Source organism: Cupriavidus sp. WS (assembly GCF_000395345.1).
Lineage (GTDB): Bacteria > Pseudomonadota > Gammaproteobacteria > Burkholderiales > Burkholderiaceae > Cupriavidus > Cupriavidus basilensis_B.
In genome coordinates, this window is the sequence record NZ_AQPL01000158.1 from 1 (window position 1) to 26,760 (window position 26,760).

Below are 26,760 nucleotides of genomic sequence, written 5' to 3' on the forward strand. Positions count from 1 at the left end.
GGGCCGCGCCGGCATGGCGCTGAAGAACCCATTGTAGCCAAGCGCGCCCCGGCCGGACATGCCAAGTACGGAAGAACAATCTTGCGAGGGGCATCATGACAAGACAAGGAGTGGCCGGCGCATGGGCGCGGCTGGCGGGTGGGGGCGCGCGGCGCGCCAGGGCGATGGCCGGCGCGGCGCTGCTGGGCGCGGCGCTGCTGTCCGGCTGCGCCAGCACCGTCACCACGGAAGTGACCGCCTTCCGCCAGGGCAACTGGCAGAACGACCCGCCGCGCACCTACGCCTTCGACCGCGCGCCGGGCCAGGAAGCCCAGCTCGAGGAGCAGACCTACGAGCAGTGGCTGGCGCAGACGCTGTCCGGCGTCGGCTTCGAACAGGTGGCGCGGCCGCAGGCGCGCTACCTGGTCAGCATGGAGTACGACAGCAACCAGCGCCTGATGCGCGTGCAGGAGACCACCTATCCCGATCCGTGGTACGGCGGCCCGTACTGGGGTCCCTACTGGGGACCGTACTACCGCCCGTGGGGCTGGGGCGGCCCGGGCTACTGGCCGCCGGTCACGACCGTGCGCGACGTGCCGGTGACGCTGTCCATGCTGCGCGTGGTCTTCAAGGAGGCGGCCAGCGGCAAGAAGGTCTACCAGGTCAGCGCGTATCACCGCGGCGAGGGCTCGTCGCTGCAGGCGGCCATGCCCTACCTGATCCGCAGCGCCTTCACGCAGTTCCCGGCCGAGAGCGGCCGGCCCCATCGCGTGACCCTGCCGCTGGAGCCGGGCGACAAGTGAGGCGAGGGCATTGCCCCCGCCGCGGTAAAAACTGAATTGCCCGGCGCGGGGCCCGCAAGCCCTGCCCGCGCCGGTGGCGGGGGCTTCGCGCCGCGCCTGCCTGAGCTAGAATGACGGCTCGATTTTTCGGCCCGAAAGGCCGGAGCACGCCGAGAGCAGCGCGGGAGCGGCGGACTCCGGCCGGGCCACTACCCGGACGAGCACAATGAGCAGCAAGACCGGCGGTGATGCACCGCAACATGTCCCCAACAGCCCCGAAGCGCAGTTGCGCCTGGCGGCCCTGGAATATCACCGCAGCCCGACCAGGGGCAAGATCCAGGTAACGGCGACCAAGGCGCTGTCGAACCAGCGCGACCTGTCGCTGGCGTACTCGCCGGGCGTGGCCTACGCCTGCGAGGAAATCGCCAAGGACCCGGCGATGGCCGCCGAATACACCTCGCGCGGCAACCTGGTGGCGGTGATCACCAACGGCACCGCGGTGCTGGGCATGGGCGACATCGGCCCGCTGGCCGGCAAGCCGGTGATGGAAGGCAAGGGCTGCCTGTTCAAGAAGTTCGCCGGCATCGACGTGTTCGACATCGAGCTCGACGCGCGCGACCCGGACAAGATCGTGGAGATCGTGGCCGCGCTGGAGCCCACGCTCGGCGGCGTGAACCTCGAGGACATCAAGGCGCCCGAGTGCTTCTACATCGAGCAGAAGCTGCGCGAGCGCATGAACATCCCGGTCTTCCACGACGACCAGCACGGCACCGCCATCATCTCGACCGCGGCGCTGCTCAACGGCCTCAAGGTGGTGGGCAAGGACATCGCCAAGGTCAAGGTGGCGGTCTCGGGCGCCGGCGCGGCGGCCATCGCCTGCCTGGACACGATGGTGAGCCTGGGCGTGACCCGCACCAACATCACGGTGGTGGACTCGAAGGGCGTGATCTACGTCGGCCGCGACGCCAGCATGGAGCCCAACAAGGCGCGCTACGCGCAGGAAACCGCCGACCGCACGCTGGCCGACATCGTCAACGGCGCCGACGTGTTCCTGGGCTGCTCGACCGCCGGCGTGCTGACCGCCGAGATGGTCAAGACGATGGCCGACAAGCCCATCATCCTGGCGCTGGCCAATCCCGAGCCGGAAATCCGCCCGGAGATCGCCAAGGCCGCGCGCCCGGACTGCATCATCGCCACCGGCCGTTCGGACTACCCGAACCAGGTCAACAACGTGCTGTGCTTCCCGTACATCTTCCGCGGCGCGCTCGATTGCGGCGCCACCAAGATCACGGAAGCGATGAAGCTGGCCTGCGTCAAGGCCATCGCCGAGCTGGCCGAGGCCGAGCTCAACGACGCGGTGGCGGCAGCCTACGGCGGCCAGGAACTGAAGTTCGGTCCCGACTACATCATCCCGACGCCGTTCGACCAGCGCCTGATCGAGAAGATCGCGCCGGCGGTGGCCAAGGCGGCCGAGGAATCCGGCGTGGCCACGCGCCCGATCAAGGACCTGGAAGCCTACCGCCAGCAACTGTCGCAGTACGTCTACCACACCGGCCTCATCATGAAGCCGGTGTTCTCCGCCGCCAAGGCCGCGCCCAAGCGCGTGGTCTACGCCGAGGGCGAGGAAGAGCGCGTGCTGCGCGCGGTGCAGGGCGTGGTCGACGAAGGCCTGGCGCGCCCGATCCTGATCGGCCGCCCGCACGTGATCCAGATGCGCATCGAGAAGGCCGGCCTGCGCCTGAAGCCGGGCGTGGACTTCGAGCTGGTCAACCCGGAAGACGATCCGCGCTACCGCGCCTATCACGAGGCCTACCACGCGCTGCGCGGCCGCGACGGCGTCACGCCCGACATGGCCAAGGTGGCGCTGCGCCGCTCCAACACGCTGATCGGCACCATGCTGATGCACATGGGCGACGCCGACGCGATGCTGTGCGGCACCGTGGGCCGCTTCGAGGCGCACCTGGAGCACGTGCGCGACGTGATCGGCCTGGCGCCGGGCGCCAAGGTGTTCGCGGCGATGAACGCGCTGATGCTGGAAAAGTACACGCTGTTCATCACCGACACCTTCGTCAACGACGACCCGACCGCCGAGGAACTGGCCGCCATCACCCAGCTGGCCGCCGAGGAAATCAAGCGCTTCGGCATCCAGCCGAAGGTGGCGCTGATGTCGCACTCGATGTTCGGTTCGTCGAACCGCCCGTCGGCGCGCAAGATGCGCGCGGCCCACGAGATCCTGGCGCAGGTCGCGCCGCACCTGGAGGTCGAAGGCGAGATGCAGGGCGACGCGGCCCTGGTCGAGGACGTGCGCCGCCACTTCCTGCCGGGCACCCAACTGGCCGGCAGCGCCAACCTGCTGGTCATGCCGACGCTGGACGCGGCCAACATCGCCTTCAACCTGCTCAAGATCACGGGCGGGCAGGGCGTCACGGTCGGCCCGGTCCTGCTGGGCGCGGCCAAGCCGGTGCACATCCTCAACCCGCACGCCACCGCGCGCCGCATCGTCAACATGACGGCCGTGGCCGTGGCCGAGGCCAACTCGGCGCGCTGAAGCGGCGCCGCGCGGCTGCGGGCCGCGCCATGAAAAACGGGGCTCCTCATTGGAGCCCCGTTTTTTTGGGCCGGCTTGTGAAGCAGTCCCGCCGGTCCGGCAAAACCCTCGATGTTCCTGCGCCTGCCACAGGCGCCGCAGCCTGCCGTCGCGGCCTATTGCAGCAGGTTGTACTGCTCGCGCATCACCACGATGATCGATTTGGCGGCTGCCAGCTTGGTCGGCAGGTGGTCATCGCATTCGCGCGGGAAGTCGACTTCCGCGCTCCAGTTACAGCCGGTGTGGTCGGGCTGGTGCACGCGCATGGCGTGCAGTTCGCATTCGCCGCACTCGGGATTGTTGTTGAGGAACTGGTTCAGGATGGCCATCAACTCCGACCGGGTCTTTGCATCACGCCGCATGAGTCACCTCGTCCGTTGCCGTTTTGTTGCCTGGAACATAAATCTAGGCAGGCATCGGCGTGCTCGCCAATTGAATCGGTCTATTAAACAACGGCTTTCGATCCCGATGACACGGTAGACTGTCTCTATCGCATTGCAACAATCCCGTCGTTGCCGCGGCGTTCCGCCGCAGGCCCGGCGCCAGCCTCCCGCCGGAGCGCTCCGCAGCGATGCCTCCCCCCGAAGCCACTTCCCGGGCCGCCGTCCAGGTCCGCGCAGGTCATTTCTTGCGTCCATTGGTGTGGAAATGAAACGATAATACAAATCAATATCATTTACATTTTACCCGTTGTTCTGAAATAATCCGCCCACACCGTCCAGAACGCCCACGCCGCGTCGTTGCCGCGCGATGGACGCACAGGTTGTCTTGGGTCAGCAACGTGCCCCTCGCGGGCACGCACAGAACATCGGGAGTTTTACCTTGTCTTCAGCTTCACGTGGTTCGCATGTGCCTTGCGCGGCACTGCGCGCTCGCGCCGCCATGCGGCTTGCGCATTCCGGCCGTTTCCTCGCCGCCGCCCGGCTGCGCCCGCTGGTGACGGCGCTGGCCGTGGCCGGCGCCCTGCCTTCCTTCGCGCTGGCGCAGCAGGCGGCCCCGGCGCCCGCCGAGAGCCTGCCGGAAGTGACCGTGCGCGCGCCCGCCGCCGCCGCCGACCAGACGCCGCCCGCCTACGCCGGCGGCCAGGTGGCGCGCGGCGGCCGGCTCGGCATCCTGGGCAACCAGGACATCATGGACGTGCCGTTCAGCGTGACCTCCTATACCGCCGAGCTGATGCAGAACCAGCAGGCGCGCAGCATCGCCGACGTGCTGGCCAACGATCCGGGCGTGCGCAGCAGCTACGGCTTCGGCAACTACGCCGAGTCGTTCGTGGTGCGCGGCTTCCAGCTCACCGGCGACGACATCTCCTACAACGGCCTGTACGGCATCGCGCCGCGCCAGCTGGTGGCGGTGGAGGGGCTGGAGCGGGTCGAGGTGTTCCGCGGCGCGAGCGCGTTCCTCAACGGCGTGACGCCGGGCGGCTCGGGCATCGGCGGCGGCATCAACCTGGTGCCCAAGTTCGCCACCGACGCGCCCATCACCCAGGCCACGCTCGACTACGGCAGCGACGCGCAGGTCGGCGGCCACATCGACATCGGCCGCCGCTTCGGCGAGCAGAAGCAGTTCGGCGTGCGCATCAACGCGCTGGCGCGCGGCGGCGACACGCCCGTCGACCGCGAGAACCGGCAGCAGCGCCTGTTTACCGCCGGGCTCGACTACCAGGGCGACAAGGTGCGCCTGTCGGCCGACGTCGGCTACCAGAAGCAGAGCATCTACGGCGGCCGCTCGATCGTCCAGCTCAACGGCACCACCTTGCCCGCGGTGCCGTCGGCCAGCGCCAACTACACCCAGCCGTGGGCCAACTCCATGCTGGAGGACACCTACGGCACGCTGCGCGGCGAGGTCGACATCGCGCCGGCCTGGACCGTCTACGCGGGCCTGGGCGCGCACCACACCAACGAGTTCGGCAACTACTCCACGCCCACCGTGGACGGCAACGGCATCGGCACCGCCGGGCGCCTGACCGTGCCGTACAAGGCCGACACCACCTCGGAAGAGGTCGGCGTGCGCGGCCGCTTCGAGACCGGCCCGGTCAAGCACCAGGTCAACCTGGCGTGGTCGGGCATGCAGACCAAGAAGAACACCGCCTACGACTTCGGCTCGTCGGTGCCGGCCAACCTGTACGACTTCGTCTCGGCGCCGCGCCCCGGCACCATCCTGGTCGGCGGCAACATGACCGATCCCGGCACCACCGGCCGCACCAACCTGAGCAGCGTGGCGGTGTCGGACACGCTGTCGTTCCTGCAGGACCGCGTGCTGCTCACGCTCGGCGTGCGCCAGCAGAACCTCAGCGTGCGCGGCTACAGCTACGACGGCCCGCAGACCAGCGACTACAACCGTTCGGCGACCTCGCCCGCGTTCGGCCTGGTGGTCAAGCCGTGGCGCAACATTTCGCTGTACGCCAACCACATCGAAGGCCTGGCGCAGGGGCCCACGCCGCCGACCACGGTGATCAACCGCAACGACGTGTTCGCGCCGATCAAGTCCAAGCAGGACGAGGCCGGCGTCAAGTGGGACAGCGGCAAGTTCGGCGCCACGCTGGCGGTGTACCAGATCAAGCAGCCGGTCGGCGTCACCGACGCGGCTAGCAACACCTTCGGCATGGCCGGCGAGCAGCGCAACCGCGGCGTCGAGCTGAGCGGCTTCGGCGAGCCGCTGCCCGGCGTGCGCGTGCTGGCCGGCATGGCCTACATCGACGCCAAGCTGACCAACACCGAGAACGGCGCCAACAACGGCAACAAGGCCATCGGCGTGCCGAACTACACGCTGAACCTCGGCGCGGAATGGGACCTGCCGTGGCTGGCCGGCGCCACCGTGACGGGCCGCTACCTGTACACCGGGCGCCAGTACCTCGATGCCGCCAACGCCGTGAGCATTCCGTCCTGGAACCGCTTCGACCTCGGCGCGCGCTATACCTTCAAGGCCGCGCAGCAGCGCTACACGGTGCGCGCGCTGGTCGAGAACGTGGCCAACAAGGCGTACTGGGCTTCGACCTACGGAGGCTACCTGCTGCAGGGCGCGCCGCGCACGTTCAAGGTGGCGATGACGGTGGATTTCTGAGGCGAGAAAAACCCGCCACGAGGGCGGGTCGGCTTGCTGACGGAGTCAGCCTGCTGCTGGTGGTCGCCCCTCTCCCATTGCATGGGAGAGGGGCGCGAACCTCTGGCAATCCGGCCCGCCGCCAAGGCGGGTTTTTTCTTGCCTTCAGAACTTGTGCCGCACGCCCACGCCGAACGTGTCGCCGTGCGACAGGTCGGTGATCTTGTCGTAGAAGTACGCCGCGTAGACGTCGGTGCGCTTGGACAGGTTGTAGTCGTAGGCGAGCGCCACCGTGTTGCGCTTGAAGTCCGCGACCGAGTTCTTGGTCTTGTCGTAGGCGTAGGACGCCAGCACGCTGCCCGCGCCGATCGGCACCGACACGCCGACCTGGCCGTTGTAGTGCTTGATGTCGCCGTTGGGGTTGTTGTTGATGTCGGACTTGATGTACTGCCCCTGCGCGAACACCTTCACCACCTGGAAGTCGTAGCTCAGGCCGGCCTGCACGGCGTTCTGCTTGCTGAAGCCGACCAGCAGCGGGCTGGACGACGCGGTGACGTCGCCCGGCGTGCTGTCGAACTTCACCTGCTGGAAGGCCAGCGTGGCGGCGAGCGGGCCGTTGAAGTAGGTCAGGTTGCCGCCCCACTTGTTCTGGCCGATCGAGCCGACCTTCTCGCCGAACGAGTAGATCACGTTGGCGGTCAGGCCGCCGATGGTCGGGGTGGAGTACAGCACCGAGTTGTTCCAGCCCGAGTCGCCGATGATGCCGGGGTCGTTCACGCGCGCGTTGGACGCACCGAAGTAGGTGTGGAACACCATCGGCGAGAACACGTAGGAGTCGATCAGCGGGTTGAACAGGATGGTCGACACGAAGTACGGCGTGGTGTTGCGGCCGAGCTTGACCGAACCCAGCTTGTCGCTCTGCAGGCCGACGAAGGCGTTGCGGCTGAACATCGAGTCGCCGTCGAAGCGGCCCGAGCGGCCGCCGTCGGTGCGGAAGAAGCCGTTCAGGTCGAACACGGCCTTGGTGCCGCCGCCGAGGTCCTCGGTGCCCTTGATGCCCCAGTACGAGGTCTGCATGCCGCCCGAGTCCGCGACCCAGGCGCGCCCGGCCGAGCCCACGCCCTTGGTGCCGCCGACGAACATGTCGGCCTGGCCGTACAGCGTGACGCTGGACTGCGCGGCGGCGGCGCCGCTGACGAGGGCGGCAGCCACCGCCGCCAGCTTGAGTGCCGGCTTGAATTGCTTATGCATTGGTGATTTCTCCGTGGTTGATCCGTTGCGTGCTTTTGTGTACTGGGTCCCTGACGGGTTCTATTCGTTCTTGGGGCATGCTCCGGCGGTGGCTTCCGCTGGCTCGCGGAACCCCGCCGGATGCTGCCCGGGCGCCTGTGACCGATGTCCTGCAATCGCGTCTTGCAACCGTGTCCTGCAATCGATAAGCAGGCTGCCCATTTCAACTCAGCGGGATACTAAGTCGTCCAGCCGGAACTGCGCAATGCGATGGATCTGATTGATGCATGTTTGCAACTCCGCGGCGGGCTCGTTGCCGACGCGCCGGGCGAATTCGCCGATGATGCCGGCGCGGTCGTAGCCGCGCACCGCGAGGATGAACGGGAAGCCGAACCTCGCGTTGTAGCGGCGGTTGAGATCCTGCAGCCGTTCGAACTCCTCGGCCGAGCACTGGTCGAGGCCCGCGCCGCTCTGCTCGCGCGTCGACTCGGCGGTCAGCTCGCCGCGCACCGCGGCCTTGCCGGCCAGCTCCGGGTGGGCGCGCACCAGCCTGACCTGGGCTTCGCCGCCGGCGCCGTCGACGATGGCGCGCATGGTGTCGGCCAGCGTGGCGATGTCGGCGAACGGGCGTTTGGCGGCGGCCGCCTCGGCCACCCACGGCGAGTGTTCGTAGATGCCGCCGAGCACCTGCACGAAGCCGGCGGCGGGCAGCGCGTTGAGTTGTCCGAGGGTGTAGGTCTGGCTCATGCTTGTGCCTTCGCGCGATAGGGATGGGTCTCGATCCAGTGGCGCGCGATGTCCACGCGCCGGCAGATCCACACCTTGTCGTGGCCCTGCACGTAGTCGAGGAAGCGCTGCAGCCCGCGCATGCGGCCCGGGCGGCCCAGCAGGCGGCAGTGCATGCCGACCGACAGCATCTTGGGCCGGTCCAGGCCCTGCGGGTCGCCCTCGGCGTAGAGCACGTCGAAGGCGTCCTTGAGGTACTGGAAGAACTGCTCGCCGGTGTTGAAGCCCTGCGGCGTGGCGAAGCGCATGTCGTTGGAGTCCAGCGTGTAGGGCACCACCAGGTGGGGTTTCTTCTCGCCGCCGCCGACCTCGACCTCGGTCCAGAACGGCAGGTCGTCGCCGTAGTAGTCCGAGTCGTAGAGCAGGCCGCCGTGCTCCACCACCAGGCGGCGCGTGTTGGGGCTGTCGCGGCCGGTGTACCAGCCCAGCGGCAGCGTGCCGGTCAGCTCCTTGATGATCTGCATGCCGATGCGCATGTGCTCGCGCTCGGTGGCCTCGTCGATGCCCTGGTAGTGGATCCAGCGCCAGCCGTGGCAGGCGATCTCGTGGCCGAGCGCGACGAACGCGCGGGTCAGCTCGGGATGGCGCTGCAGCGCCATCGACACGCCGAAGATCGTGAGCGGCAGGCCGCGCCGCTCGAACTCGCGCAGGATGCGCCACACGCCCGCGCGCGAGCCGTACTCGTACACGCCTTCCATGCTCATGTGGCGGTCCGGGTAGGCCGCCGCGCCGATGATCTCCGAGAGGAACTGCTCGGAGCCGGCGTCGCCGTGCAGCACGTTGTTCTCGCCGCCTTCCTCGTAGTTGAGGACGAACTGCAGCGCGACGCGCGCGCCGCCCGGCCAGCGGGCATGCGGTGGCTGGCCGCCGTATCCGACCAGGTCGCGTGGATAGTTGTTGCTTGTCATCAGGGTCATGGTGTCTCAGGAAACGGTGCCGGACGCCGCCGGCTCGTAGTGCTGCGCGCTTGTTGTACAGCGCTCATTCGGTGCCGTGCGAATTCGCCGCGGCGTGGCGCATCGCGTCTTCGCGCGACTGCATGCCGTTGAAGAAGAGGTTGAGCAGCACCGCCACGATGGTGCCCAGCACGATGCCGCTGTGCGTGAACGGGTCGGTCCATTTGGGCAGGTACTGGAACAGCGTCGGCGACAGCGTGGGGATCATGCCGAAGCCGATCGAGATGGCGACGATGAACAGGTTGTGGCGGTTGCGGTTGAAGTCGCACGAGCCGAGGATGCGGATGCCGGTGGCCGCCACCATGCCGAACATCACGATGCCCGCGCCGCCCAGCACGAACTGCGGCACCGAGGCCACGATGTGGGCCATCTTGGGGAACAGCCCCAGCGCGATCAGGATGATGCCGCCGGCCGCGGCCACGTAGCGCGAGCGCACGCCCGTCACCGTGACCAGGCCCACGTTCTGCGAGAACGAGGTGTACGGGAAGGTGTTGAACACGCCGCCGATCACGGTGCCCAGGCCGTCGGCGCGCAGGCCGCGCGTGAGGTCGTCGTTGGACAGGCGCTTGCCGGTGATGTCCGCCAGCGCGAGGAACATGCCGGTGGACTCCACCAGCGTGATCAGCATCACCACGCACATCGACAGCGTGGCCGCGAGGTCGAAGCTGGGCACGCCGAAATGCAGCGGCGTGATGAAGGCGACCATGCTGGCCTCGCGCACGCCGTCGAACGACACCTTGCCCAGCGCCATCGCCACCAGCGTGCCGGCCACGATGCCCAGCAGCACCGCGCAGTTCGACACCAGGCCGCGGCCGTATTTGCTCAGCAGCAGGATCACCGCCAGCACCAGCCCGGCGATGCCGAGCGCGCCGAGGTCGCCGTAGGCGAGGTTGGGCACTTCCTTGACCACGCCGTCGATCACCGCGCGCGTGGTGGGCTGGCCGCCGCCGGCCCAGTTGATGCCCACGCGCATCAGCGACACGCCGATCAGCGTGATCACCGTGCCCGTCACCACGGGCGGGAACAGGCCCAGCATGCGCCCCATCAGCGGCGCCACCAGGATGCCGAACACCCCCGCGGCGATCACCGCGCCGTAGATGCCGAGCAGCCCCACGTTGGGGTCCGAGCCGATCGCGATCATCGGCGCCACCGAGGCGAACGTCACGCCCATCATCACCGGCATGCGGATGCCGAACTTCCAGATGCCGACCGCCTGGATCAGCGTGGCCAGGCCGGCGGCGAACAGGTCGGCGTTGATGAGGAAGGCAAGCTGGTCCTTGGGGAGCTTCAGCGCGCCGCCGATGATCAGCGGCACCGCAACCGTGCCGGCATACATCACCAGTACGTGCTGCAGGCCGAGCGCGAGCAGCCGGCCCGAGGGCAGCCGCTCGTTGGTGAGGTCCGCGGGGACCGTGGTGCTGGCGCTAGTCATGGGTGTCTCTCCTCTCCTTTGGATTTTGATGGGAACGCCGCCGGTGGCTGGCCCTGTTCGTGGTTCCGGCCCGCGCGCATCGTCGGTGACGCGTTCTCTTGAGCAGGAATCGGGCCTTGGCCGCGGGTGGCGGCGGGAACATCGCGCTAGGTGGAGTGGCCCAGCACGCTGCGAAGATCGAAGTTGCCGGGCTCGTCGGGCTGCACGCGGTCGGCGCAGGCGCCGAGATGGTGCGCCATGCGGCGCTGGGCCAGCGCCGCGTCGCCCTGTTCCAGGGCATCGAGGATCTCCTCGTGCTCGTCGAACGAGCAGGCGTTGTTGCCCGGCGCCTCCACGCTGGCGATCATCAGCGTGGTGCGCGACACCAGCCGGCGCATCATCGTGACCAGCAGCGCGTTGCCCGAGAGCTCCGCCAGCGCGGTGTGGAACTCGGCCGACAGGCGGATCCACTTGGGCCGCTCGTGGCCGAGGAAGGCCTGGCGCTCGGCCTCCACCATCTTGCGCAGCGGCGCGATCACGCGCTTGACGTCGCGCATCGCGGCGAGCTTTTCCAGCACCGCGCGCTCGAGCATCTGGCGCAGCTCGAACATGTCGTGCGCCTCGTCGGTGGACGGGCTGGCGATGAACGCGCCGCGGTTGGGCTCGAGGTCGACCATGCCGTCGGCGGCCAGCCGCGCGAGCACCTTGCGCACGGTGTGGCGCGCGGTGGCATAGATTTCGCAAAGCGAGTGCTCGGTCAGCTTGGTGCGCGGCGGCAGCCGGTGCTCCATGATCGCGTCATAGATCTCGTGATACATGCGCTCCTCGACGGAGCCCTTGCGCGCGGGCTTGATTTCGGCCGGGGCGGCGGCGTCGGCGCCGCCAATCAGCTTGAGACTCTTGGACATCTTGGCACCAGCATATCGGTGAGGAGGAAAGCGGCGCGCTGCGGTGGCCCGGAAGGAAGCCGAGGGAACCGGTGGCGCGCCCCAAAAATTGTTGACAATTATTTGGTTATGCACTCAATATTGTCAACAAAACCGATCTAGGTTTTCGACAACTCAGGGTAATTCCTGAGTTGCCATCCGGAGTGGTGCGAAGCATCTTCGCCCTGCACCAGTCCAGCGCCGGGATGCGTTAGAAATACGTACCGAGCGGGCACCATTCCCATAAATGGTGCTAGTGAAGGCAGCGGCGCCTCTCACAACCCAAAGCCCTAAGGAAGAACAGGATGGGACGCTTGACCACGCATGTACTCGACACCGCAACCGGCAAACCCGGCGCCGGCATGTCGATCACCCTGCATAAAATTGTCGACAATCACAGGGAGGCGCTGAAGACCGTCGTCACCAATCACGACGGCCGCTGCGACCAGCCCCTGCTGGAGGGCGACAGCTTCGCCGCCGGCGTCTACGAGCTCGAGTTCGGCGCCGGCGACTACTTCCGCGCGCAGGGCGCGGCGCTGCCCGAGCCGGCCTTCCTCGACGTGGTGACGCTGCGCTTCGGCATCGCCGACACGGACGCGCACTACCACGTGCCGCTGCTGGTCTCCCCCTGGTCGTATTCGACCTACCGCGGCAGCTGAGCGCGGGCCAGGCAATACAGGAGACAAGACATGGAAGGCTATATCCTCGACTGGGCCAATCTGCTGCTGCGCTGGGTGCACGTCATCACCGCCATCGCGTGGATCGGTTCCTCGTTCTATTTCGTCTGGCTCGACAACAGCCTGACGCGCCCGCAGGACCCCGAGCTGCAGGAGAAGGGCGTGGGCGGCGAGCTGTGGGCCGTGCACGGCGGCGGCTTCTACAACCCGCAGAAATACCTCACCGCGCCCAGGACGCTGCCGGAGAACCTGCACTGGTTCTACTGGGAGTCCTATTCCACCTGGATGACCGGCTTCGGCCTGCTGGTGGTGCTGTACCTGTTCAACGCCAGCACGTTCCTGATCGACCGCAACGTCTACGACATGTCGCCCGGCGCGGCGGTCGGGCTGGCGCTGTCCTACCTCGCCGCGGGCTGGGTGGTGTACGACTGCATCTGCCGCCTGTTCGGCAAGAGCGACCGCACCGTCGGCGTGCTGGTGGCGGTCTACGTGGCGGTGGCCGCCTACGTGGCGTGCCACGTGTTCTCGGGCCGCGCGGCGTTCCTGCTGACCGGCGCGATGATCGCCACCATCATGAGCGCCAACGTGCTGGTGTGGATCATCCCCGGCCAGCGCAAGGTGGTGGCGGCGCTGCGCAAGGGCGATCCGGTCGACCCGGTGCACGGCAAGCACGCCAAGCAGCGCAGCGTGCACAACACCTACTTCACGCTGCCGGTGCTGTTCGCCATGCTGTCGAACCACTACAGCATGACCTACAGCTACAAGTACAACTGGGCCGTGCTGGTGCTGATCATGCTGGCCGGCGTGCTGATCCGCCAGTTCTTCATCCTCAAGCACAAGGGCAGGATCAACGTGGCGTGGCCCGCCGCCGGCGTGGCCGTGCTCGGCGTGGTCGCGGTCATGATCGCGCCGGTGCCGCGCGAGACCGTGGCCGGCAAGGACGGCGCGGCCGCCGCGCCGGTGAGCTTCGCCCAGGTGCAGGAGGTCATCAACTCGCGCTGCATCCAGTGCCACGCCGCGTCGCCCAAGCTGATGCCCAGCGCCGCCAAGGGCATCAAGCTCGATACCGCCGACGAGATCAAGGCGCACGCGCAGCTGATCTACCAGCAGGCCGTGCAGCAGAAGGCCATGCCGCTGGGCAACGTCACGCAGATCACCGACGACGAGCGCGCGCTGCTGGGGCAGTGGTTCGAGGCGGGGGCGAAGACGGCGAATTGATGGGGGGCTGGCCGGCGTGATGCACGCCTGGCCGGGTTTGCCGGCATCGCCGGCTTGCCGAAGGTTGCCGGCAATCCAACGGGGCGCAAGCCCCGTTTTCATTTCACCGCCACTACGCCACTACGCCACGATGCGCGCCGCGCCGCGCCGCCACGCACGCGCCATTTTTGGTCTAGAGTGCGAAGGCAGGCCAGCCGTGCCGCCCGTGCCACGCGCTTGCCGGGCACTGGCGGCGCGGTGCCTGCCATGAGTCGCCCCCTGTGGTTCTCGAACTCAGGAGTCAGATATGTCTCGTCCCGATAGTCAGGCCGCCACCACCGTGGCGCATGCCGTGGCCGACCGGCGCCGCCGTTTGCTGCTGGGCGGCTCGGGCGCCGCCCTGGCGGCGCTGGCGCTGGGCCTGCGTCCCGCGCGCGCGCGGGCGCAAGGCAATGCCGGCCCGGCGCGCATCGGCGTGATCGGTTCCGGCAACATCGGCGGCACCATCGGCGGACTGTGGGTGCGGGCCGGCCACCCGGTGCTGTTTTCCTCGCGCCACCCGGACGCGCTCAAGCCGCTGGTGGACAAGCTCGGCCCGCTCGCGCGCGCCGGCACCGTGGCCGACGCGCTGGCGTTCGCCGACGTGATCTTCCTGGCCGTGCCTTACAAGGCGCTGCCCGAGCTCGCCGAGCAGAACGGCAACGCCTTCGGCGGCAAGGTGGTGGTGGACGCGACCAACGCGGTGCGCGCGCGCGACGGCGCCATCGCCGACGAAGCGGCCGGCAACGGCATCGGCATCACCACGGCGAAGTACCTGCGCGGCGCGCGCGTGGTGCGCGCGTTCAACTTCACGGGCGCGGCCGAGTTCGCGCGGGAGAGTCACCGCGCGGGCGGGCTGCTGGCGGTGCCGATCGCCGCGGATGACGCGCAGGCCCTGCGCGTCGGCGCGCAGCTCGTGCGCGACGCCGGCTTCGAGCCGGTGGTGGTGGGCCCGCTGGCCACCGCGAACAGCTTTGCGCCGGGCGGCCCGCTGTTCCGCCAGATGGGCTCGGCCGACGAGCTGCGCGCGCGCATCGCGCAGGTGCTCGGCAGGCCGGCGCCGCAATAGCGCCGGCGGCGCGGCGCGCTCAGGCGCCCACGCCCAGCAGCGCGAGCACGCCCAGCACCAGGAAGATCGCCGCGGCGATCTTGTGCACCAGCGCGATCGGCATCTTGTTGGCGAAGCGGTCGCCGAGCAGCACGGCGGGCGCGTTGGCCAGCATCATGCCGAAGGTGGTGCCGGCCACCACGCCGATCACCTCGCCGCTGAAGCGCGCCGCCAGCGCCACGGTGGCGATCTGCGTCTTGTCGCCCATCTCCGCGAAGAAGAAGGCCACGATGGTGGTGCCGAGGATGCCGAGCGCGCCCTTGGCCGGCTTGCCCTGCTCGGCGTCGTCGAGCTTGTCGGGGATCAGCATCCAGCCGGCCATCGCGATGAAGCCCGCGCCGAGGATCCAGCGCAGCACGTCGGCGCCGAGCACGTGCGTGATCCAGCCGCCGAGCGCGCCGGCAAAACCGTGGTTGACGATGGTGGCGATGAAGATGCCGAGGATGATGGGCAGCGGCTTGCGGTAGCGGGCCGCGAGCACGAGCGACAGCAACTGGGTCTTGTCGCCCATTTCAGCAAGGGCGACGATGCCTGTGGAGACGAGGAAGGCTTCCATTCTTTTGTGGGTGTGTCCGGGCCGATGCATCGCGAGATGCCAATGACACGCACCTTTCCCGGCCCGGCCAGAAAGGTGATGTCATCGGTCTCGCCAGGCCCTGGAAGCAGGCCGCAGGCCCGCCCCGGAAGCTGCGCACGCCATAACCGCAAGCGGTCAAGTCTGTTGACGTGTGCCCCCGTTTTTTCGCATCCCGCGTTGCGCGGGTGGTGAAAACGGGGCGGCTACTCCCCAATGGAAGCCCGCATTATGCCAAGGCGGGCTGTTCTCGTCCAGTCCCTCCGATCGCGCCGCGCGCCGGAGAAAATCCGTTGCCGATCGCCGCCTCGCGTCACCGCGCCATCAGCGCGAACGCGCCCCAGCCCAGGTATTCACGCGTGTACGCGGCGTAGCGCCCGGGTTCCGAGGCCAGCCCGGCGCGAACATTCTTCGCGAAGTCGTGGTGGGGATTCGCCTCGAGCCATCGGCGCATGGTGAGCCATTTGGCCGCCTCGTACCGGTCCCAGTCGTCCTGGCTTGCCAGCACCATTTCCACGACGTCGTAGCCGAGGTCGCCGAAAGACGCGAGAAGTCCGGGAAGCAGGAGAAAGTCGGAAACCGAGCCGGCGAGGCAGCCCCTGGCGACGTCTTCCGTCGGCGGCAACCGCAGCCAGTACGGTTCGCCGACGAGGATGATCCCCCCGGCGCGCAGGCTCTTCGCCAGAAGCCCGATGGTGCCCGCCACGCCCCCGCCGATCCAGGTGGCGCCGAGGCAGGCCGCCACGTTGGCCTTGTCGTTGGCCTTCTCGTCGGCGACGTAGCCGGCAGCGTCGCCGTGGATGAACCGGACCCGATCGGCGACGCCGAGTTCTTCTGCGCGGAGTTTCGCCTGCCCGGTGAACAACCGGCTCATGTCGATGCCGGTGCCGGTGATTCCGTGGTCGCGGGCCCAGGTGCACAGCATCTCGCCCGAGCCGCTGCCAAGGTCGAGCACACGGGTTCCTGGCGCCATGCGCAGCGCCGCGCCGAGCGTGGCGAGCTTTTCGGGCGAGAACGGGTTATGGATGCGGTGAGCGCTTTCGGTGATGCTGAAGATCCGTGGAATGTCCACCGCGGCGGCTCCTTACGGGTGCGAATGGGATCCGGATCCGTGCATCACCTTGTGGCGCGACTGCCCCGCTTACAGCGGCACCGGCGCGTTGTCGCTGGTCTGGCGGCCGCGGAAGTCGGTCCAGCACAGCGCCTTGAAGTCATACAGCTTGCAGCGGCGCGCGGTGCCGAAATACCAGCGCCAGCTGAAGTTCTGGATGATGATGCGGCCCGGCAGGGCCTGCTCCAGCAGCGCCTGGGCGCGCTTGAGGCGGTACAGCGGCACGCTCATGTCGACGTGGTGCGCGGTGTGCTCCATGATGTGGTGCAGCGCTGCGCCGATGCCGTAGCGAAAGCGCAGGTGCACGGTGGTGGAGACGAACGGCTGGGCGCGCGCCCACATCGCCTTGGTGTCGTACCACGCCACGCTGGTGTGGGTGTGGTGCACGTAGAGCACGAAGCCCACGGTCAGGTTCCACACCAGGAACGGCAGCACGAAACCCAGGCCGACCAGTTGCACGGCCGACTGGCCGGTCGCCAGCGCCAGCCACACCAGCGCGCCGATCCAGGCGGCGCCGAACGCGGCCACCAGCACGCAGTCCCACATGAAGATGGCGCGGCGCGTGGGCATCTGGCGGCGGTTCGGGAAGAACATCTTGCACCACCAGATTTCCACCAGGTAGTACAGGCCCGCGCCGAAGCCGGTGCGGTAGATGCGCTCCATCGCGCGGCGCCAGCGCGGCAGCGCCTGGAATTCCTCGAGCGAGTACGGCGCCCACACGAAGTCGAAGCCCTTGAGGTTGGAGTAGCCGTGGTGGACCACGTTGTGGCCCACTTCCCACAGGCTGTAGGGCGTCAGCGACGGCAGGAAGGTCAGGCGCCCGAGCCACTTGTTGAGGCCGCGGCGCGGCGTCAGGCTCTGGTGGCAGGCGTCGTGCCCGATGATGAACAGGCGGGCGATGATGAGGCCCGTCACCACGCCGGCGGCCGTCTTGGCCAGCCAGTGGGAGAGCAGCACCACGGCGGCCAGCGCCGCGGCGAACAGCGCGGTGTCGAGCGCGAACAGCACCAGCGCGCGCGGCGTGCTGCGCGCCGTGATCGGGAGCATCCAGCTGCGGATGACCTTGCGCGGGGGCAGCGGAGCGTCGGGGGAAACCGGTTCGGGAAAGGGAATTTGCTGCGAGACGGTCATGGCACCTTCAGTTGTCGAACGCCTGGAATGGAATTGGGCGATTAGTGGCCGCACGGGCCCGAGATTGCGACAGCTTAGAAGGGATGTATGACGGGGGTGTTGACTGGCGTCAAAAAGAGCATGGCGGCACTCTAAAAGAGTTTCAAGCGGCACTTTTCCGTGCCGTTTGGGGTCGCTACCCCGCTCTGTTCCCCCGGGGTTTGCCGCTTCAGTGCGCCGCGCGTGCCGTGGCGCCGGCTTCCTCGCCCATCACGTAGACCTCGCTCACGGCGCGGTCGTCGCCGAGCATGGCGAAGGCGAACAACTGCTCTTCCAGCGTCTGCGAGCGCTCGCTGCGGCGCGCGATCAGCGGCGTGGCCTGCGGATCGAGCACGATGAAGTCGGCCTCGCAGCCGGGCAGGAAGCTGCCCACGCGCGCGCTCCAGCCGAGCGCGTCGGCGGCGGCGCGGGTGGCGAGGTAGAACATGCGCAGCGCGCTCAGGTGGTAGCCGCCCATGCGCGCGACCTTGTGCGCGGCGTTCATGGTGCGCAGCATCGAGAACGAGGTGCCGCCGCCCACGTCGGTGGCCAGCGTGACGTTGAGGCGGTTGGCGTCGGACTGGTGGAAGTCGTAGAAGCCGCTGCCGAGGAACAGGTTGGAGGTGGGGCAGTGCGCCACCGCGGCGCCGCTGTCGGCCAGGCGGCGGCGGTCATCCTGGTCCAGGTAGATGGCGTGGCCGTAGAGCGCGCCGGGGCGCAGCAGGCCGTACTGGTCGTAGACGTCGAGGTAGCTGCGCGCCTGCGGGAACAGCTCGGCCACCCATTTCACCTCGTCGCGGTTTTCCGCCACATGGGTCTGGATGAAGGCGTCCGGGTAAGCCTTGGCGAGTTCGCCGCAGGCGGCCAGCTGCGCTTCGGTGGAGGTCGGCGCGAAGCGCGGCGTGATGGCGTAGGACAGGCGCTTCCTGCCGTGCCAGCGCGACAGCAGGTCGGCCGAGTCGCGCGCGCCGGACTCGGCGGTGTCGCGCAGGAATTCCGGGCAGTTGCGGTCCATCATGACCTTGCCGGTGACCAGGCGCAGGTTGCGGCGCTCGGCCTCGGCGAACAGCGCCTCGGCCGAGGCCTTGTGCACGGTGCTCCAGGCCACCGCGCTGGTGGTGCCGTTGCGCAGCAGTTCGTCGGCGAAGAAGCCGGCCACCGCGGCGGCGTACTCCGGCTCGGCGAAGCGGCGCTCCTCGGGGAAGGTGTAGGTGTCGAGCCAGTGCAGCAGGCCCGGCGAGGGCGAGGCGATGATGTCGGTCTGCGGGTAGTGCACGTGGGTGTCGATGAAGCCCGGCACGATCAGCTTGCCGCGGCGGTCGACGATCTCGGCGCCGGGCGGGATCCGCGCGGCCAGCTCGGCGTAGGCGCCCGCCGCGGCGACGTGCCCGGCGGTGACGATCAGCACGCCGTCTTCCCAGTACTGGTGCGCGTCTTCATGGAACTGGGGGTCGCGCAGGAAATGCAGCACGCGGCCGCGGATGGCGCGGGTGGTGGCGGAAGTCGGGGGGCAGGTCGTCATGGTTGGTGTCTCGTGGTGCGCCGGCGCGCCGCCCGCTCGGGGCCGCGCGCCGGCATCTCGGCATGCGCCGCGCTCAGGCCGGGGCGGCCGGCGCGGCGGCGGGTTCGGCCGCGGGCAGCGGCGCTTGCCAGAAGTGGTCGACTTCGGCGAGGAAGGCGGCCTTCTGCGTGGCGGGCAGGAAGGCCGCCTCGAAACTGTTGCGCGCGAGCGCGTGGCCGTCGGCCGCGGTCAGCGGCAGGGCGGCGAAGGTGGCTTCCCAGTTGGCGTTCATGTAGCCGCCGAAATAGGCGGGGTCGTCCGAGTGCAGCGTGACCAGCACGCCGGCGTCGAGCAGGCGCTTGAGCGAGTGGTCGCGCAGGTCCGGGTAGACCTTGAGCTTCTGGTTCGACAGCGGGCACACGGTCAGCGCCACGCGCTCGCGCGCCAGGCGCTCGACCAGCGCGGCATCGTCGATGGCGCGCACGCCGTGGTCGATGCGCTCGACCTTGAGGATGTCGAGCGAGTCGGTGACGTTCTGCGCCGGGCCTTCCTCGCCGGCATGCGCGACCAGCCGCAGGCCGAGCTCGCGGGCGCGCGCGAACACGCGCGCGAACTTCGCCGGCGGGTGGCCTTTTTCGGAGGAGTCGAGCCCCACGCCGATGAAGCGGTCGCGGTAGGGCAGCGCGGCTTCCAGCGTGGCGAAGGCGTCTTCCTCGGACAGGTGGCGCAGGAAGCAGAGGATCAGGCTGCTGGAGAAGTCGAACTGCGTGCGCGCCTGGGCCAGCGCGTCGGAGATGCCGTCGATCACCACGCCGATCGGCACGCCGCGCGCGGTGTGGGTCTGCGGGTCGAAGAAGATCTCGGCGTGGCGCACGTTGTCGGCCACCGCGCGCTGCACGTAGGCCATCGTCATGTCGAAGAAGTCATCCTCGGTCAGCAGCACGCTGGCGCCGGCGTAGTAGATGTCGAGGAAGGACTGCAGGTCGGTGAAGGCGTAGGCGTCGCGCAGCGCTTCCACGCTGGGATAGGGCAGCTTCACGTGGTTGTGCTGGGCCAGCCGGAAGATCAGCTCGGGCTCGAGCGTGCCTTCGATATGGACGTGCAGCTCCGCCTTGGGGGTCAGGCGGATACGGTCGGCGAGCGCGGCATCGAGCGTCATGGGGTTCCTTTTGCGGTTCTGGTTTGCGTCGTTCCCGCCGCTTCGCCGCCGCGTGCCGCGCTCAGCGCGCCCAGGTGGGCGGCGCGCTGGTCGCGGACCTGCAGCAACTGGGCGACGATGGCAACCGCAATCATAGCCGGAGCCTTGTCGGTGATGCCGGCGATGCCCATCGGGCACGTCATTTCGGCGAAGCGCGCCGGGTCGATGCCGTGCTCGGCCATGCGGTGCTCGAAGCGCGCGCGCTTGGTTTTGGAGCCGATCAGGCCGAAATAGGCGAAGTCGTCGCGGCGCAGGATGCGCTCGCACAGCGTCTGGTCCAGCGCGTGGCTGTGCGTCATCACGAGGAAATAGCTGCCCGCCGGCGCGGCGTCGATCACCGCCTCCGGGATGTCGGTGGCTTCGGCGCTGACGTTGGCCGGTAGCCCGGCCGGGAACAGGGTGTCGCGCTCGTCCACCCAGTGCACGCGGCACGGCAGGCTGGCCAGCAGCGTGACCAGCGCATGGCCGACGTGGCCGGCGCCGAACAGCACCACCTGCATCTCGTCGGGCACCATCACGTCGGTCCAGCCGCCGTGCCGGTCCAGCGTCACGGAGGGCAGCAGCGCCGGCGCCGGCGCATGCCGCACCGGGCCATGCGCGGGCACCGTGCGCGCCAGCGAGCGGCCGGCGGCGAAGGCTTCCTGCACGGCTTCCAGCCACGGCAGGTCGGCCTCGCCGAGCACCTCGAAGGCGAGCCGCACCACGCCGCCGCAGCACTGTCCCAGCGCCGGGCCGAGCGGGATGCGCACCACCTGGCGCGCCGGGCCGCCCGTGTCCGGCGCGGCCCGGGCCGCCAGCATGCCGCGCGCGATCTCCATGCCGCGCCATTCGAGATGGCCGCCGCCGATGGTGCCGACGAGGTCGCCGGCCGTCACCAGCATGCGGATGCCGGCCTCGCGCGGGGCCGAGCCCTTGACCTCGGCGATCGTGACCAGCGCCGCCGGCACGCCGGCGCGCACGCAGCGGATGGCGTCGGCGAAGCGGAAGGGCTTGAGGGGGGCGTCCTGCATGATGTGCCTTCCTACCAGGATGCCGGGGTGGCCGCGGCGCGCACCGCGTCCACCGCGTCGAGGATGGCCTCGCCGGTGGCCGGCGCCGACAGCGGCGGGTTGACGCGGTAGCCGCCCACGCTGGCCACCGCGTCGCGGATGGCGAAGAACACCGAGAACGGCAGCAGCAGCGGCGGCTCGCCGACCGCCTTGGAGCGGTGGATGCTGTCCTCCACGTTGCGGTTGTCGAACAGCCGCACGGTGAAGTTCTCGGGGCAGTCGTTGACGGTGGGGATCTTGTAGGTGGACGGCGCGTGCGTCATCAGCTTGCCGTCCTGGTTCCACCACAGTTCCTCGGTGGTGAGCCAGCCCATGCCCTGGATGAAGGCGCCTTCGACCTGGCCGATGTCGATGGCCGGGTTGAGCGAGCGGCCCGCGTCGTGCAGCACGTCGGCCTGCAGCAGCTTCCATTCGCCGGTCAGCGTGTCCACCAGCACCTCGGAGCAGGCCGCGCCGTAGGCGAAGTAATAGAACGGCCGGCCTTGCAGCTTCGACTGGTCCCAGTACAGCTTGGGCGTGGTGTAGAAGCCGTCCGACCACAACTGCACGCGCGCCATGTAGGCCTGGCGGGCCAGCTCGCTGAAGTCCAGGCGCAGCTCGCCGGCCACCACCAGGTCGTCGCCGAAGCTGACCTCGCCGGGTTCCACGCCGGCCTGGCGCGCGGCGAACGCGGCCAGCCGCTCGCGGATCTGGCGCGCGGCGTCCTGCGCGGCCTTGCCGTTCAGGTCCGAGCCGGTGGAGGCGGCGGTGGCCGAGGTGTTGGCCACCTTGCTGGTGTCGGTGGCGGTCACGCGCACGCGTTCCAGGCGGATGCCGAGCTCGTGCGCCACCACCATCGCCACCTTGGTGTTGAGGCCCTGGCCCATCTCGGTGCCGCCGTGGTTCACCAGCACCGAGCCGTCGTTGTACACGTGCACCAGCGCGCCGGCCTGGTTGAAGTGGGCCACGTTGAACGAGATGCCGAACTTCACCGGCGTGATGGCGATGCCCTTCTTGAGCACCGGGCTGGCGGCGTTGAACGCGCGCGTGGCGGCGCGGCGCGCGCGGTAGGCGCTGCTGGCTTCCAGCTCGTCGAGCAGTTCGTGGATGACGTTGTCCTCCACGGTCTGGCCGTAGGGCGTGACGTTGCGCTCGGTCTTGCCGTACAGGTTGGCGCGGCGCACGTCGAGCGCGTCGCGGCCGACGGTGCGCGCCACGTTGTCGAGGATGTACTCGATGGCGAACGCGCCCTGCGGGCCGCCGAAGCCGCGGAACGCGGTGTTGCTCTGCGTGTTGGTCTTGCCGCAGTAGCCGTCGATGCGCACGTCGGGCAGCCAGTAGGCGTTGTCGAAGTGGCAGATCGCGCGCGTCATCACCGGGCCGGACAGGTCGGCCGAGAAGCCGGCGCGCGAGACCATCTCCACGGCCACGCCGTCGAGGCGGCCGTCGGCGTCGTGGCCGACCTCGTAGTCGAACACGAAGTCGTGGCGCTTGCCGGTGATCATCATGTCGTCGTCGCGGTCCGGGCGCAGCTTGACCGGGCACAGCAGCTTCCACGCCGCCAGCGCCGCGCAGCACGCGAAGATCGCCGACTGCGATTCCTTGCCGCCGAAGCCGCCGCCCATGCGCCGGCATTCCACCAGCACCTGGTGCGCGTGCCAGCCCAGCATGTGCGCCACCGCGTGCTGCATCTCGGTCGGATGCTGGGTGGAGCACCATACGTGCATGCCGTCGTTTTCCCTGGGCGCGGCGTAGGCGATCTGGCCTTCCAGGTAGAACTGCTCCTGGCCGCCCAGGCGGATATGGCCGCGCTCGCGGTGCGCGGCCGCGGCGATGCGGCCGGCCGGCTCGCCGCGCGCGAGGTGCATCGGCGGCAGCACGTAGCTGCCGGCCTGGTGCGCGGCCTCGGGCGACAGCACCGGGGGCAGGTCCTCGTATTCGATCGCGCCCAGGCGCGCGGCGCGGCGCGCGGCGTCGTGCGAGGTGGCGACCACCACGAACAGCGGCTGGCCGATGAACTGCACCACGCCGGTGGCCAGGATCGGGTCGTCGTGGAGGATCGGGCCACAGTCGTTGGTGGCGGGGATGTCGTCGGCGGTCAGCACCGCCACCACGCCGGGCGCGGCGCGCACCTTGTCGAGCGAGACCGACCTGATGCGCGCATGGGCGCGCGTGCTCATGCCGAGCGCGGCGTGCAGCGTGCCGGCCAGCTCGGGGATGTCGTCGGTGTAGGTGGCGGTGCCGGCCACGTGCAGGTGCGCCGATTCGTGCGGGCGCGAGATGCCGACCTGCGGCGTGGCGATGGCGCGGTCGTCGCCGTCGCGTTCGTTCCCGGCGTCGAGCAGGAAGGGTTCGGTTTGCTTGTTCATGGTGCCGGTCCTCCCCTCAGGCGGTGGCCAGGGCCTGGCCGGCGCCCGGCGCGCGGACGTTGACGGCCGCCGCCGGCAGCGCGTCGGCGCGCGTTTCCAGCCAGAAGCGGTAGAGCAGGTTGGCGGCGCCGCGGCTGCGGTAGGCGGCGGTGGCGCGCATGTCGGTGAGCGGGGCGTAGTCCTGCGCCAGCGCGGCCATCGCGGCGCGCGCGGTGGCTTCGGTCCAGGGCTGGCCGAGCAGGGCGGCCTCGGCATGCGCGCCGCGCCTGGGCGTGGCGGCCATGCCGCCGAAGGCCACGCGCGCGTGGGCGATGACGCCGTCGTCGCCGAGCGTGATGGCGAAGGCGGCGCACACCGCGGAAATATCCTCGTCGAAGCGCTTGGACAGCTTGTAGGTGCGGAAATGCCGCGGGCCGGCCAGCGGCACGCGCAGGCCCGCGACGAACTCGCCCTCGGCCATCGCGGTCTTCTGGTAGGCCAGGTAGAGGTCTTCGAGCGGCAGCGCGCGGCGCGTGTCGCCACGCTGCAGCACCACTTCGGTGCCGAGCGCAATCAGCGCGGGCATGGAGTCGCCGATCGGCGAGCCGTTGGCGATATTGCCGCCCAGCGTGCCGGCGTTGCGGATCGGCAGCGAGGCGAAGCGCTTCCACAGCTCGCGCAGGCCGGGGTGGGCCGCTTCCAGCGCGGCGTAGGCGCGCTCCAGCGACACCGCTGCGCCGATCTCGATCATGCCCTCGCTTTCCCGGATGTATTGCAGGTCGGCCACCTGGCCCACGTACAGCAGGTTGCCCAGCTCGCGGAACTGCTTGGTGACCCACAGCCCCACGTCGGTGCTGCCGGCCAGGATGCGCGCGCCGGGCTCGGCGGCCTTGAGCGCGGCGAACGCCGACGCCGTGCGCGGCGCGTAGAAATGCTGGCCGTCGGCGCTGTAGTGGAAGGTCTCGTCGCGGCGCAGCGCGCGTAGGGTTTCGGCGATGTGGCGCGCATCGAGCTTGCCGGCGCGCGGCGCCGGCAGCGCCATCATGCACTGGCCGGCCTCGACGATGGGGCGGTAGCCGGTGCAGCGGCACAGGTTGCCGGTAAGGGCGTCGCAGATGGCGTCGCGCGCCGGCGCGCGGCCGCTGCCGGCGTCGCCGGCGTGCTGCTGGTAGAGCGCCCACAGCGACATCACGAAGCCGGGCGTGCAGAAGCCGCACTGGGAACCGTGGCATTCCACCAGCGCCTGCTGCACCGGGTGCAGCGCGCCGTCGGCCTGGCGCAGGTCTTCCACGGTGATGAGCGCGCGGCCGTCCAGCGTGGGCAGGAACTGGATGCAGGCGTTGACCGCCTTGAACTCGACCTCGCCATCCTCGCGCAGCTCGCCCAGCACCACGGTGCAGGCGCCGCAGTCGCCCTCGGCGCAGCCTTCCTTGGTGCCGGTGCAGCGCACGTCCTCGCGCAGGTACTGCAGCACGGTGCGGGTCACGGGCGCGCCGCCGACCTCCCTGACCTGGCCGCGGTGGTAGAAGCGGATGGTTTGCGTCTCCATGATGTCGTCTCTCTTTGCAATGGGGCAAAACATAGCACTCAGGCCGATGATGCAATATTCGGCCCAGGTGATATGCCCCATCAAGGGCGGGAGCGCGTTGCGCCGCCGCCCGGATTGACCGCTGGCGGGGTGCCTGACATACACTATGCGCCGTTCCCATCCCCCACGCCACCGGCCGCCGCGGCGCGCCCCGGCGCCCCCTCGCCATGCACGGACGCGACCATCTCGACACCTATTTGCTGCGTGTGCTGCACACCCTGCTGACCGAGCAGAGCGTGACCCGCACGGCGGTCAAGCTGGGCCAGTCGCAGCCGGCCATCAGCAACACGCTCAAGCGCCTGCGCGAGATCACCGGAGACGCCATCCTGGTGCGCGGCAAGAGCGGCATGGTGCCGACCGAGCGCGGGCGCGAGCTGCTGGCGCTGGCCGAGCAGAGCCTGGCGGCGATGGACCGCATCGCCCGCCCGCCGCAGCATTTCGATGCGGCCACCACCACGCGCACGTTCCACCTGGGCGCGCCCGACTACCTCGACGCCTTTTTCCTGCCCAACATCGTCGAGCGCGTGCGCCGGCTGGCGCCGGGCGCCCGGCTGTTCGTGCACCCGATGACCTCCTCCAGCGACTTCCTCGAAAGCCTGGAGCAGGGCCAGCTCGACATCGTGGTCGGCAACTGGCTGTCGCCGCCCGAGCACCTGCACATCTCGCCGCTGTTCGACGACGAGGTGGTGTGCATGCTCGGCGCCCAGCACCCGCTCGCGCGCAAGGGCCTGACGCTCAAGCACTACCTGGAGATGCCGCACCTGGCGCCGGCGCCGTATGCGTCCATGCAGCGCAGCATGATCGACCAGGCGCTGGCCGAGCAAGGCTACAAGCGCAATATCCAGGTCACGCTGCCGTATTTCGGCCTGGTGCCCTACGTGCTGATGAAGACCGACATGGTCTTCACCACCGGCCGCCAGTTCGCCGCGCATTATTCGCAGTACCTGCCGCTGCGCATGGTGCCGTCGCCGGTGCCGTTTCCGCGCATGCGCTTCTACCAGCTCTGGCACGAGCGCTGCCACGCGGCGCCGGACGTGATGTGGCTGCGGCGCATGATCGCGGAGGTGGCGGCCGAGCTGCCGCAACTGCCGCAGTTGCCCAGGCTCGGGGAAGTGCCGGCCTGACCCGCCGGCGGACGGCCGCATGTGACTGGCATGGCGCTTCCGGCGCTGGCCACGGCCCTGGCCGCGATGGCGGCGGTTGCGCGACATCCGGGCGGCTATTCGGGCGGCCGGGCGGCCATTCATCGGCCATTCCGGCGGCGCCGTATTACACTGCTTGCAGCGGCTGGCTGCGCGCCTTTCGCCACAGACACGCAAGGAGCCTCATGCTAGAAACGGCCGCGTTGGCCGCGGGCTTGTCCTGGACCAGCGGATTCCGCCTCTATCTGGCCGTGTTCACGGCCGGCGCGCTCGGGCGCCTGGGGCTGCTGCACCTGCCGCCGGGGCTGCAGGTGCTGGAGTCATGGTGGATGATCGCCCTGGCCGCGCTGCTGGCGCTGGCCGAGTTCGTGGCCGACAAGGTGCCCGGCTTCGATTCGTTCTGG

Annotated in this window: 22 protein-coding genes and 1 riboswitch; of the genes, 8 read left to right on the forward strand and 14 right to left on the reverse strand. The window is 69.2% G+C overall.

Features of this window, described 5'->3' with window-relative positions; genetic code table 11:
• Positions 1 to 164 precede the first annotated feature (164 nt).
• Complete coding sequence (locus tag K206_RS0113865) at positions 165 to 782, forward strand: DUF4136 domain-containing protein (RefSeq protein WP_020203004.1); 618 nt, start codon at positions 165 to 167, stop codon at positions 780 to 782.
• Positions 783 to 987: 205 nt separating this feature from the next.
• The gene (locus K206_RS0113870; RefSeq protein WP_029043609.1) at positions 988 to 3,309 is read left to right on the forward strand and encodes an NADP-dependent malic enzyme; all 2,322 of its coding nucleotides are present in this window, start codon (positions 988 to 990) and stop codon (positions 3,307 to 3,309) included.
• Positions 3,310 to 3,464: 155 nt separating this feature from the next.
• Here K206_RS0113870 and K206_RS0113875 read toward each other — a convergent pair whose 3' ends face one another.
• Positions 3,465 to 3,710: a hypothetical protein gene (locus K206_RS0113875; protein ID WP_029043610.1), complete on the reverse strand. Its 246-nt coding sequence runs from the start codon at positions 3,708 to 3,710 to the stop codon at positions 3,465 to 3,467.
• Between the two features lie 520 nt (positions 3,711 to 4,230).
• Here K206_RS0113875 and K206_RS0113880 point away from each other — a divergent pair.
• Positions 4,231 to 6,408, forward strand: coding sequence for a TonB-dependent siderophore receptor (locus K206_RS0113880; RefSeq protein ID WP_020203007.1), 2,178 nt, complete (start codon positions 4,231 to 4,233; stop codon positions 6,406 to 6,408).
• A 144-nt stretch (positions 6,409 to 6,552) separates the two neighbouring features.
• Here the strand turns inward: K206_RS0113880 and K206_RS0113885 are convergent, their stop codons facing one another.
• The 5 genes from K206_RS0113885 to K206_RS0113905 form a co-directional block, all read right to left on the reverse strand.
• Positions 6,553 to 7,638, reverse strand: coding sequence for a porin (locus K206_RS0113885; protein ID WP_020203008.1), 1,086 nt, complete (start codon positions 7,636 to 7,638; stop codon positions 6,553 to 6,555).
• A gap of 207 nt (positions 7,639 to 7,845) precedes the next feature.
• Positions 7,846 to 8,364, reverse strand: coding sequence for a 2-oxo-4-hydroxy-4-carboxy-5-ureidoimidazoline decarboxylase (gene uraD, locus K206_RS0113890; RefSeq protein ID WP_020203009.1), 519 nt, complete (start codon positions 8,362 to 8,364; stop codon positions 7,846 to 7,848).
• Entirely contained in the window at positions 8,361 to 9,311 is a 951-nt protein-coding gene (puuE, locus tag K206_RS0113895) for an allantoinase PuuE (protein WP_029043612.1), read from the reverse strand. Before puuE ends, uraD begins: the two co-directional genes overlap by 4 nt.
• 73 nt (positions 9,312 to 9,384) lie before the next feature.
• Complete coding sequence (locus K206_RS0113900) at positions 9,385 to 10,791, reverse strand: nucleobase:cation symporter-2 family protein (protein WP_020203011.1); 1,407 nt, start codon at positions 10,789 to 10,791, stop codon at positions 9,385 to 9,387.
• A 146-nt stretch (positions 10,792 to 10,937) separates the two neighbouring features.
• Entirely contained in the window at positions 10,938 to 11,678 is a 741-nt protein-coding gene (locus tag K206_RS0113905; protein WP_020203012.1) for a GntR family transcriptional regulator, read from the reverse strand.
• A 323-nt stretch (positions 11,679 to 12,001) separates the two neighbouring features.
• Here K206_RS0113905 and uraH point away from each other — a divergent pair, with 323 nt between their 5' ends.
• The 3 genes from uraH to K206_RS0113920 all read left to right on the forward strand — a co-directional run bounded on the left by uraH (position 12,002) and on the right by K206_RS0113920 (position 14,678).
• Positions 12,002 to 12,355: a hydroxyisourate hydrolase gene (gene uraH / locus K206_RS0113910; RefSeq protein ID WP_029043613.1), complete on the forward strand. Its 354-nt coding sequence runs from the start codon at positions 12,002 to 12,004 to the stop codon at positions 12,353 to 12,355.
• Between the two features lie 30 nt (positions 12,356 to 12,385).
• Complete coding sequence (locus tag K206_RS0113915) at positions 12,386 to 13,591, forward strand: urate hydroxylase PuuD (protein ID WP_020203014.1); 1,206 nt, start codon at positions 12,386 to 12,388, stop codon at positions 13,589 to 13,591.
• Positions 13,592 to 13,877: 286 nt separating this feature from the next.
• Positions 13,878 to 14,678, forward strand: a complete 801-nt coding sequence (locus K206_RS0113920) for an NADPH-dependent F420 reductase (protein ID WP_020203015.1) — start codon at positions 13,878 to 13,880, stop codon at positions 14,676 to 14,678.
• A gap of 19 nt (positions 14,679 to 14,697) precedes the next feature.
• Here the strand turns inward: K206_RS0113920 and K206_RS0113925 are convergent, their stop codons facing one another.
• The 8 genes from K206_RS0113925 to xdhA form a co-directional block, all read right to left on the reverse strand.
• On the reverse strand, positions 14,698 to 15,273 hold the full coding sequence (locus K206_RS0113925) for a TMEM165/GDT1 family protein (RefSeq protein WP_029043615.1): 576 nt from the start codon (positions 15,271 to 15,273) through the stop codon (positions 14,698 to 14,700).
• Between the two features lie 87 nt (positions 15,274 to 15,360).
• Positions 15,361 to 15,518, reverse strand: a riboswitch (yybP-ykoY riboswitch).
• A gap of 86 nt (positions 15,519 to 15,604) precedes the next feature.
• Positions 15,605 to 16,363, reverse strand: a complete 759-nt coding sequence (locus K206_RS0113930; RefSeq protein ID WP_020203017.1) for a cyclopropane-fatty-acyl-phospholipid synthase family protein — start codon at positions 16,361 to 16,363, stop codon at positions 15,605 to 15,607.
• A gap of 69 nt (positions 16,364 to 16,432) precedes the next feature.
• A complete protein-coding gene (locus K206_RS0113935; protein ID WP_020203018.1) occupies positions 16,433 to 17,533 on the reverse strand; it encodes a fatty acid desaturase in 1,101 nt (366 codons plus the stop codon).
• A gap of 208 nt (positions 17,534 to 17,741) precedes the next feature.
• Positions 17,742 to 19,073, reverse strand: coding sequence for a guanine deaminase (guaD, locus tag K206_RS0113940; protein WP_020203019.1), 1,332 nt, complete (start codon positions 19,071 to 19,073; stop codon positions 17,742 to 17,744).
• A gap of 73 nt (positions 19,074 to 19,146) precedes the next feature.
• Entirely contained in the window at positions 19,147 to 20,211 is a 1,065-nt protein-coding gene (locus K206_RS0113945; protein WP_020203020.1) for an adenosine deaminase, read from the reverse strand.
• Positions 20,208 to 21,260, reverse strand: a complete 1,053-nt coding sequence (gene xdhC, locus K206_RS0113950; RefSeq protein ID WP_020203021.1) for a xanthine dehydrogenase accessory protein XdhC — start codon at positions 21,258 to 21,260, stop codon at positions 20,208 to 20,210. The genes K206_RS0113945 and xdhC overlap by 4 nt, the downstream gene beginning before the upstream one ends.
• An 11-nt stretch (positions 21,261 to 21,271) precedes the next feature.
• Positions 21,272 to 23,647: a xanthine dehydrogenase molybdopterin binding subunit gene (gene xdhB, locus K206_RS0113955; protein ID WP_020203022.1), complete on the reverse strand. Its 2,376-nt coding sequence runs from the start codon at positions 23,645 to 23,647 to the stop codon at positions 21,272 to 21,274.
• Between the two features lie 16 nt (positions 23,648 to 23,663).
• Positions 23,664 to 25,175 carry a xanthine dehydrogenase small subunit gene (gene xdhA / locus K206_RS0113960; protein ID WP_020203023.1) on the reverse strand — a complete coding sequence of 504 codons (1,512 nt, stop codon included), beginning with the start codon at positions 25,173 to 25,175 and terminating at the stop codon, positions 23,664 to 23,666.
• Positions 25,176 to 25,381: 206 nt separating this feature from the next.
• Between xdhA and K206_RS0113965 the strand changes: the two genes are divergently transcribed.
• Positions 25,382 to 26,338: a LysR substrate-binding domain-containing protein gene (locus K206_RS0113965; protein ID WP_020203024.1), complete on the forward strand. Its 957-nt coding sequence runs from the start codon at positions 25,382 to 25,384 to the stop codon at positions 26,336 to 26,338.
• 203 nt (positions 26,339 to 26,541) lie between these two features.
• Positions 26,542 to 26,760: DUF4126 domain-containing protein (locus K206_RS0113970; protein WP_043366601.1), on the forward strand; the 219-nt coding region annotated here is incomplete at its 3' end.

What these genes read in the sequence shown, in the direction of transcription:
- K206_RS0113865 (WP_020203004.1), top strand. Translation starts at nt 165, where the DNA reads ATGGCCGGCGCGGCGCTGCTGGGCGCGGCGCTGCTGTCCGGCTGCGCC.
- K206_RS0113875 (WP_029043610.1), bottom strand. Translation starts at nt 3,710, where the DNA reads ATGCGGCGTGATGCAAAGACCCGGTCGGAGTTGATGGCCATCCTGAAC.
- K206_RS0113870 (WP_029043609.1), top strand. Translation starts at nt 988, where the DNA reads ATGAGCAGCAAGACCGGCGGTGATGCACCGCAACATGTCCCCAACAGC.
- K206_RS0113905 (WP_020203012.1), bottom strand. Translation starts at nt 11,678, where the DNA reads ATGTCCAAGAGTCTCAAGCTGATTGGCGGCGCCGACGCCGCCGCCCCG.
- K206_RS0113885 (WP_020203008.1), bottom strand. Translation starts at nt 7,638, where the DNA reads ATGCATAAGCAATTCAAGCCGGCACTCAAGCTGGCGGCGGTGGCTGCC.
- xdhC (WP_020203021.1), bottom strand. Translation starts at nt 21,260, where the DNA reads ATGCAGGACGCCCCCCTCAAGCCCTTCCGCTTCGCCGACGCCATCCGC.
- K206_RS0113880 (WP_020203007.1), top strand. Translation starts at nt 4,231, where the DNA reads ATGCGGCTTGCGCATTCCGGCCGTTTCCTCGCCGCCGCCCGGCTGCGC.
- guaD (WP_020203019.1), bottom strand. Translation starts at nt 19,073, where the DNA reads ATGACGACCTGCCCCCCGACTTCCGCCACCACCCGCGCCATCCGCGGC.
- K206_RS0113935 (WP_020203018.1), bottom strand. Translation starts at nt 17,533, where the DNA reads ATGACCGTCTCGCAGCAAATTCCCTTTCCCGAACCGGTTTCCCCCGAC.
- K206_RS0113900 (WP_020203011.1), bottom strand. Translation starts at nt 10,791, where the DNA reads ATGACTAGCGCCAGCACCACGGTCCCCGCGGACCTCACCAACGAGCGG.
- K206_RS0113915 (WP_020203014.1), top strand. Translation starts at nt 12,386, where the DNA reads ATGGAAGGCTATATCCTCGACTGGGCCAATCTGCTGCTGCGCTGGGTG.
- puuE (WP_029043612.1), bottom strand. Translation starts at nt 9,311, where the DNA reads ATGACAAGCAACAACTATCCACGCGACCTGGTCGGATACGGCGGCCAG.
- xdhB (WP_020203022.1), bottom strand. Translation starts at nt 23,647, where the DNA reads ATGAACAAGCAAACCGAACCCTTCCTGCTCGACGCCGGGAACGAACGC.
- K206_RS0113945 (WP_020203020.1), bottom strand. Translation starts at nt 20,211, where the DNA reads ATGACGCTCGATGCCGCGCTCGCCGACCGTATCCGCCTGACCCCCAAG.
- K206_RS0113965 (WP_020203024.1), top strand. Translation starts at nt 25,382, where the DNA reads ATGCACGGACGCGACCATCTCGACACCTATTTGCTGCGTGTGCTGCAC.
- xdhA (WP_020203023.1), bottom strand. Translation starts at nt 25,175, where the DNA reads ATGGAGACGCAAACCATCCGCTTCTACCACCGCGGCCAGGTCAGGGAG.
- uraH (WP_029043613.1), top strand. Translation starts at nt 12,002, where the DNA reads ATGGGACGCTTGACCACGCATGTACTCGACACCGCAACCGGCAAACCC.
- K206_RS0113920 (WP_020203015.1), top strand. Translation starts at nt 13,878, where the DNA reads ATGTCTCGTCCCGATAGTCAGGCCGCCACCACCGTGGCGCATGCCGTG.
- uraD (WP_020203009.1), bottom strand. Translation starts at nt 8,364, where the DNA reads ATGAGCCAGACCTACACCCTCGGACAACTCAACGCGCTGCCCGCCGCC.
- K206_RS0113925 (WP_029043615.1), bottom strand. Translation starts at nt 15,273, where the DNA reads ATGGAAGCCTTCCTCGTCTCCACAGGCATCGTCGCCCTTGCTGAAATG.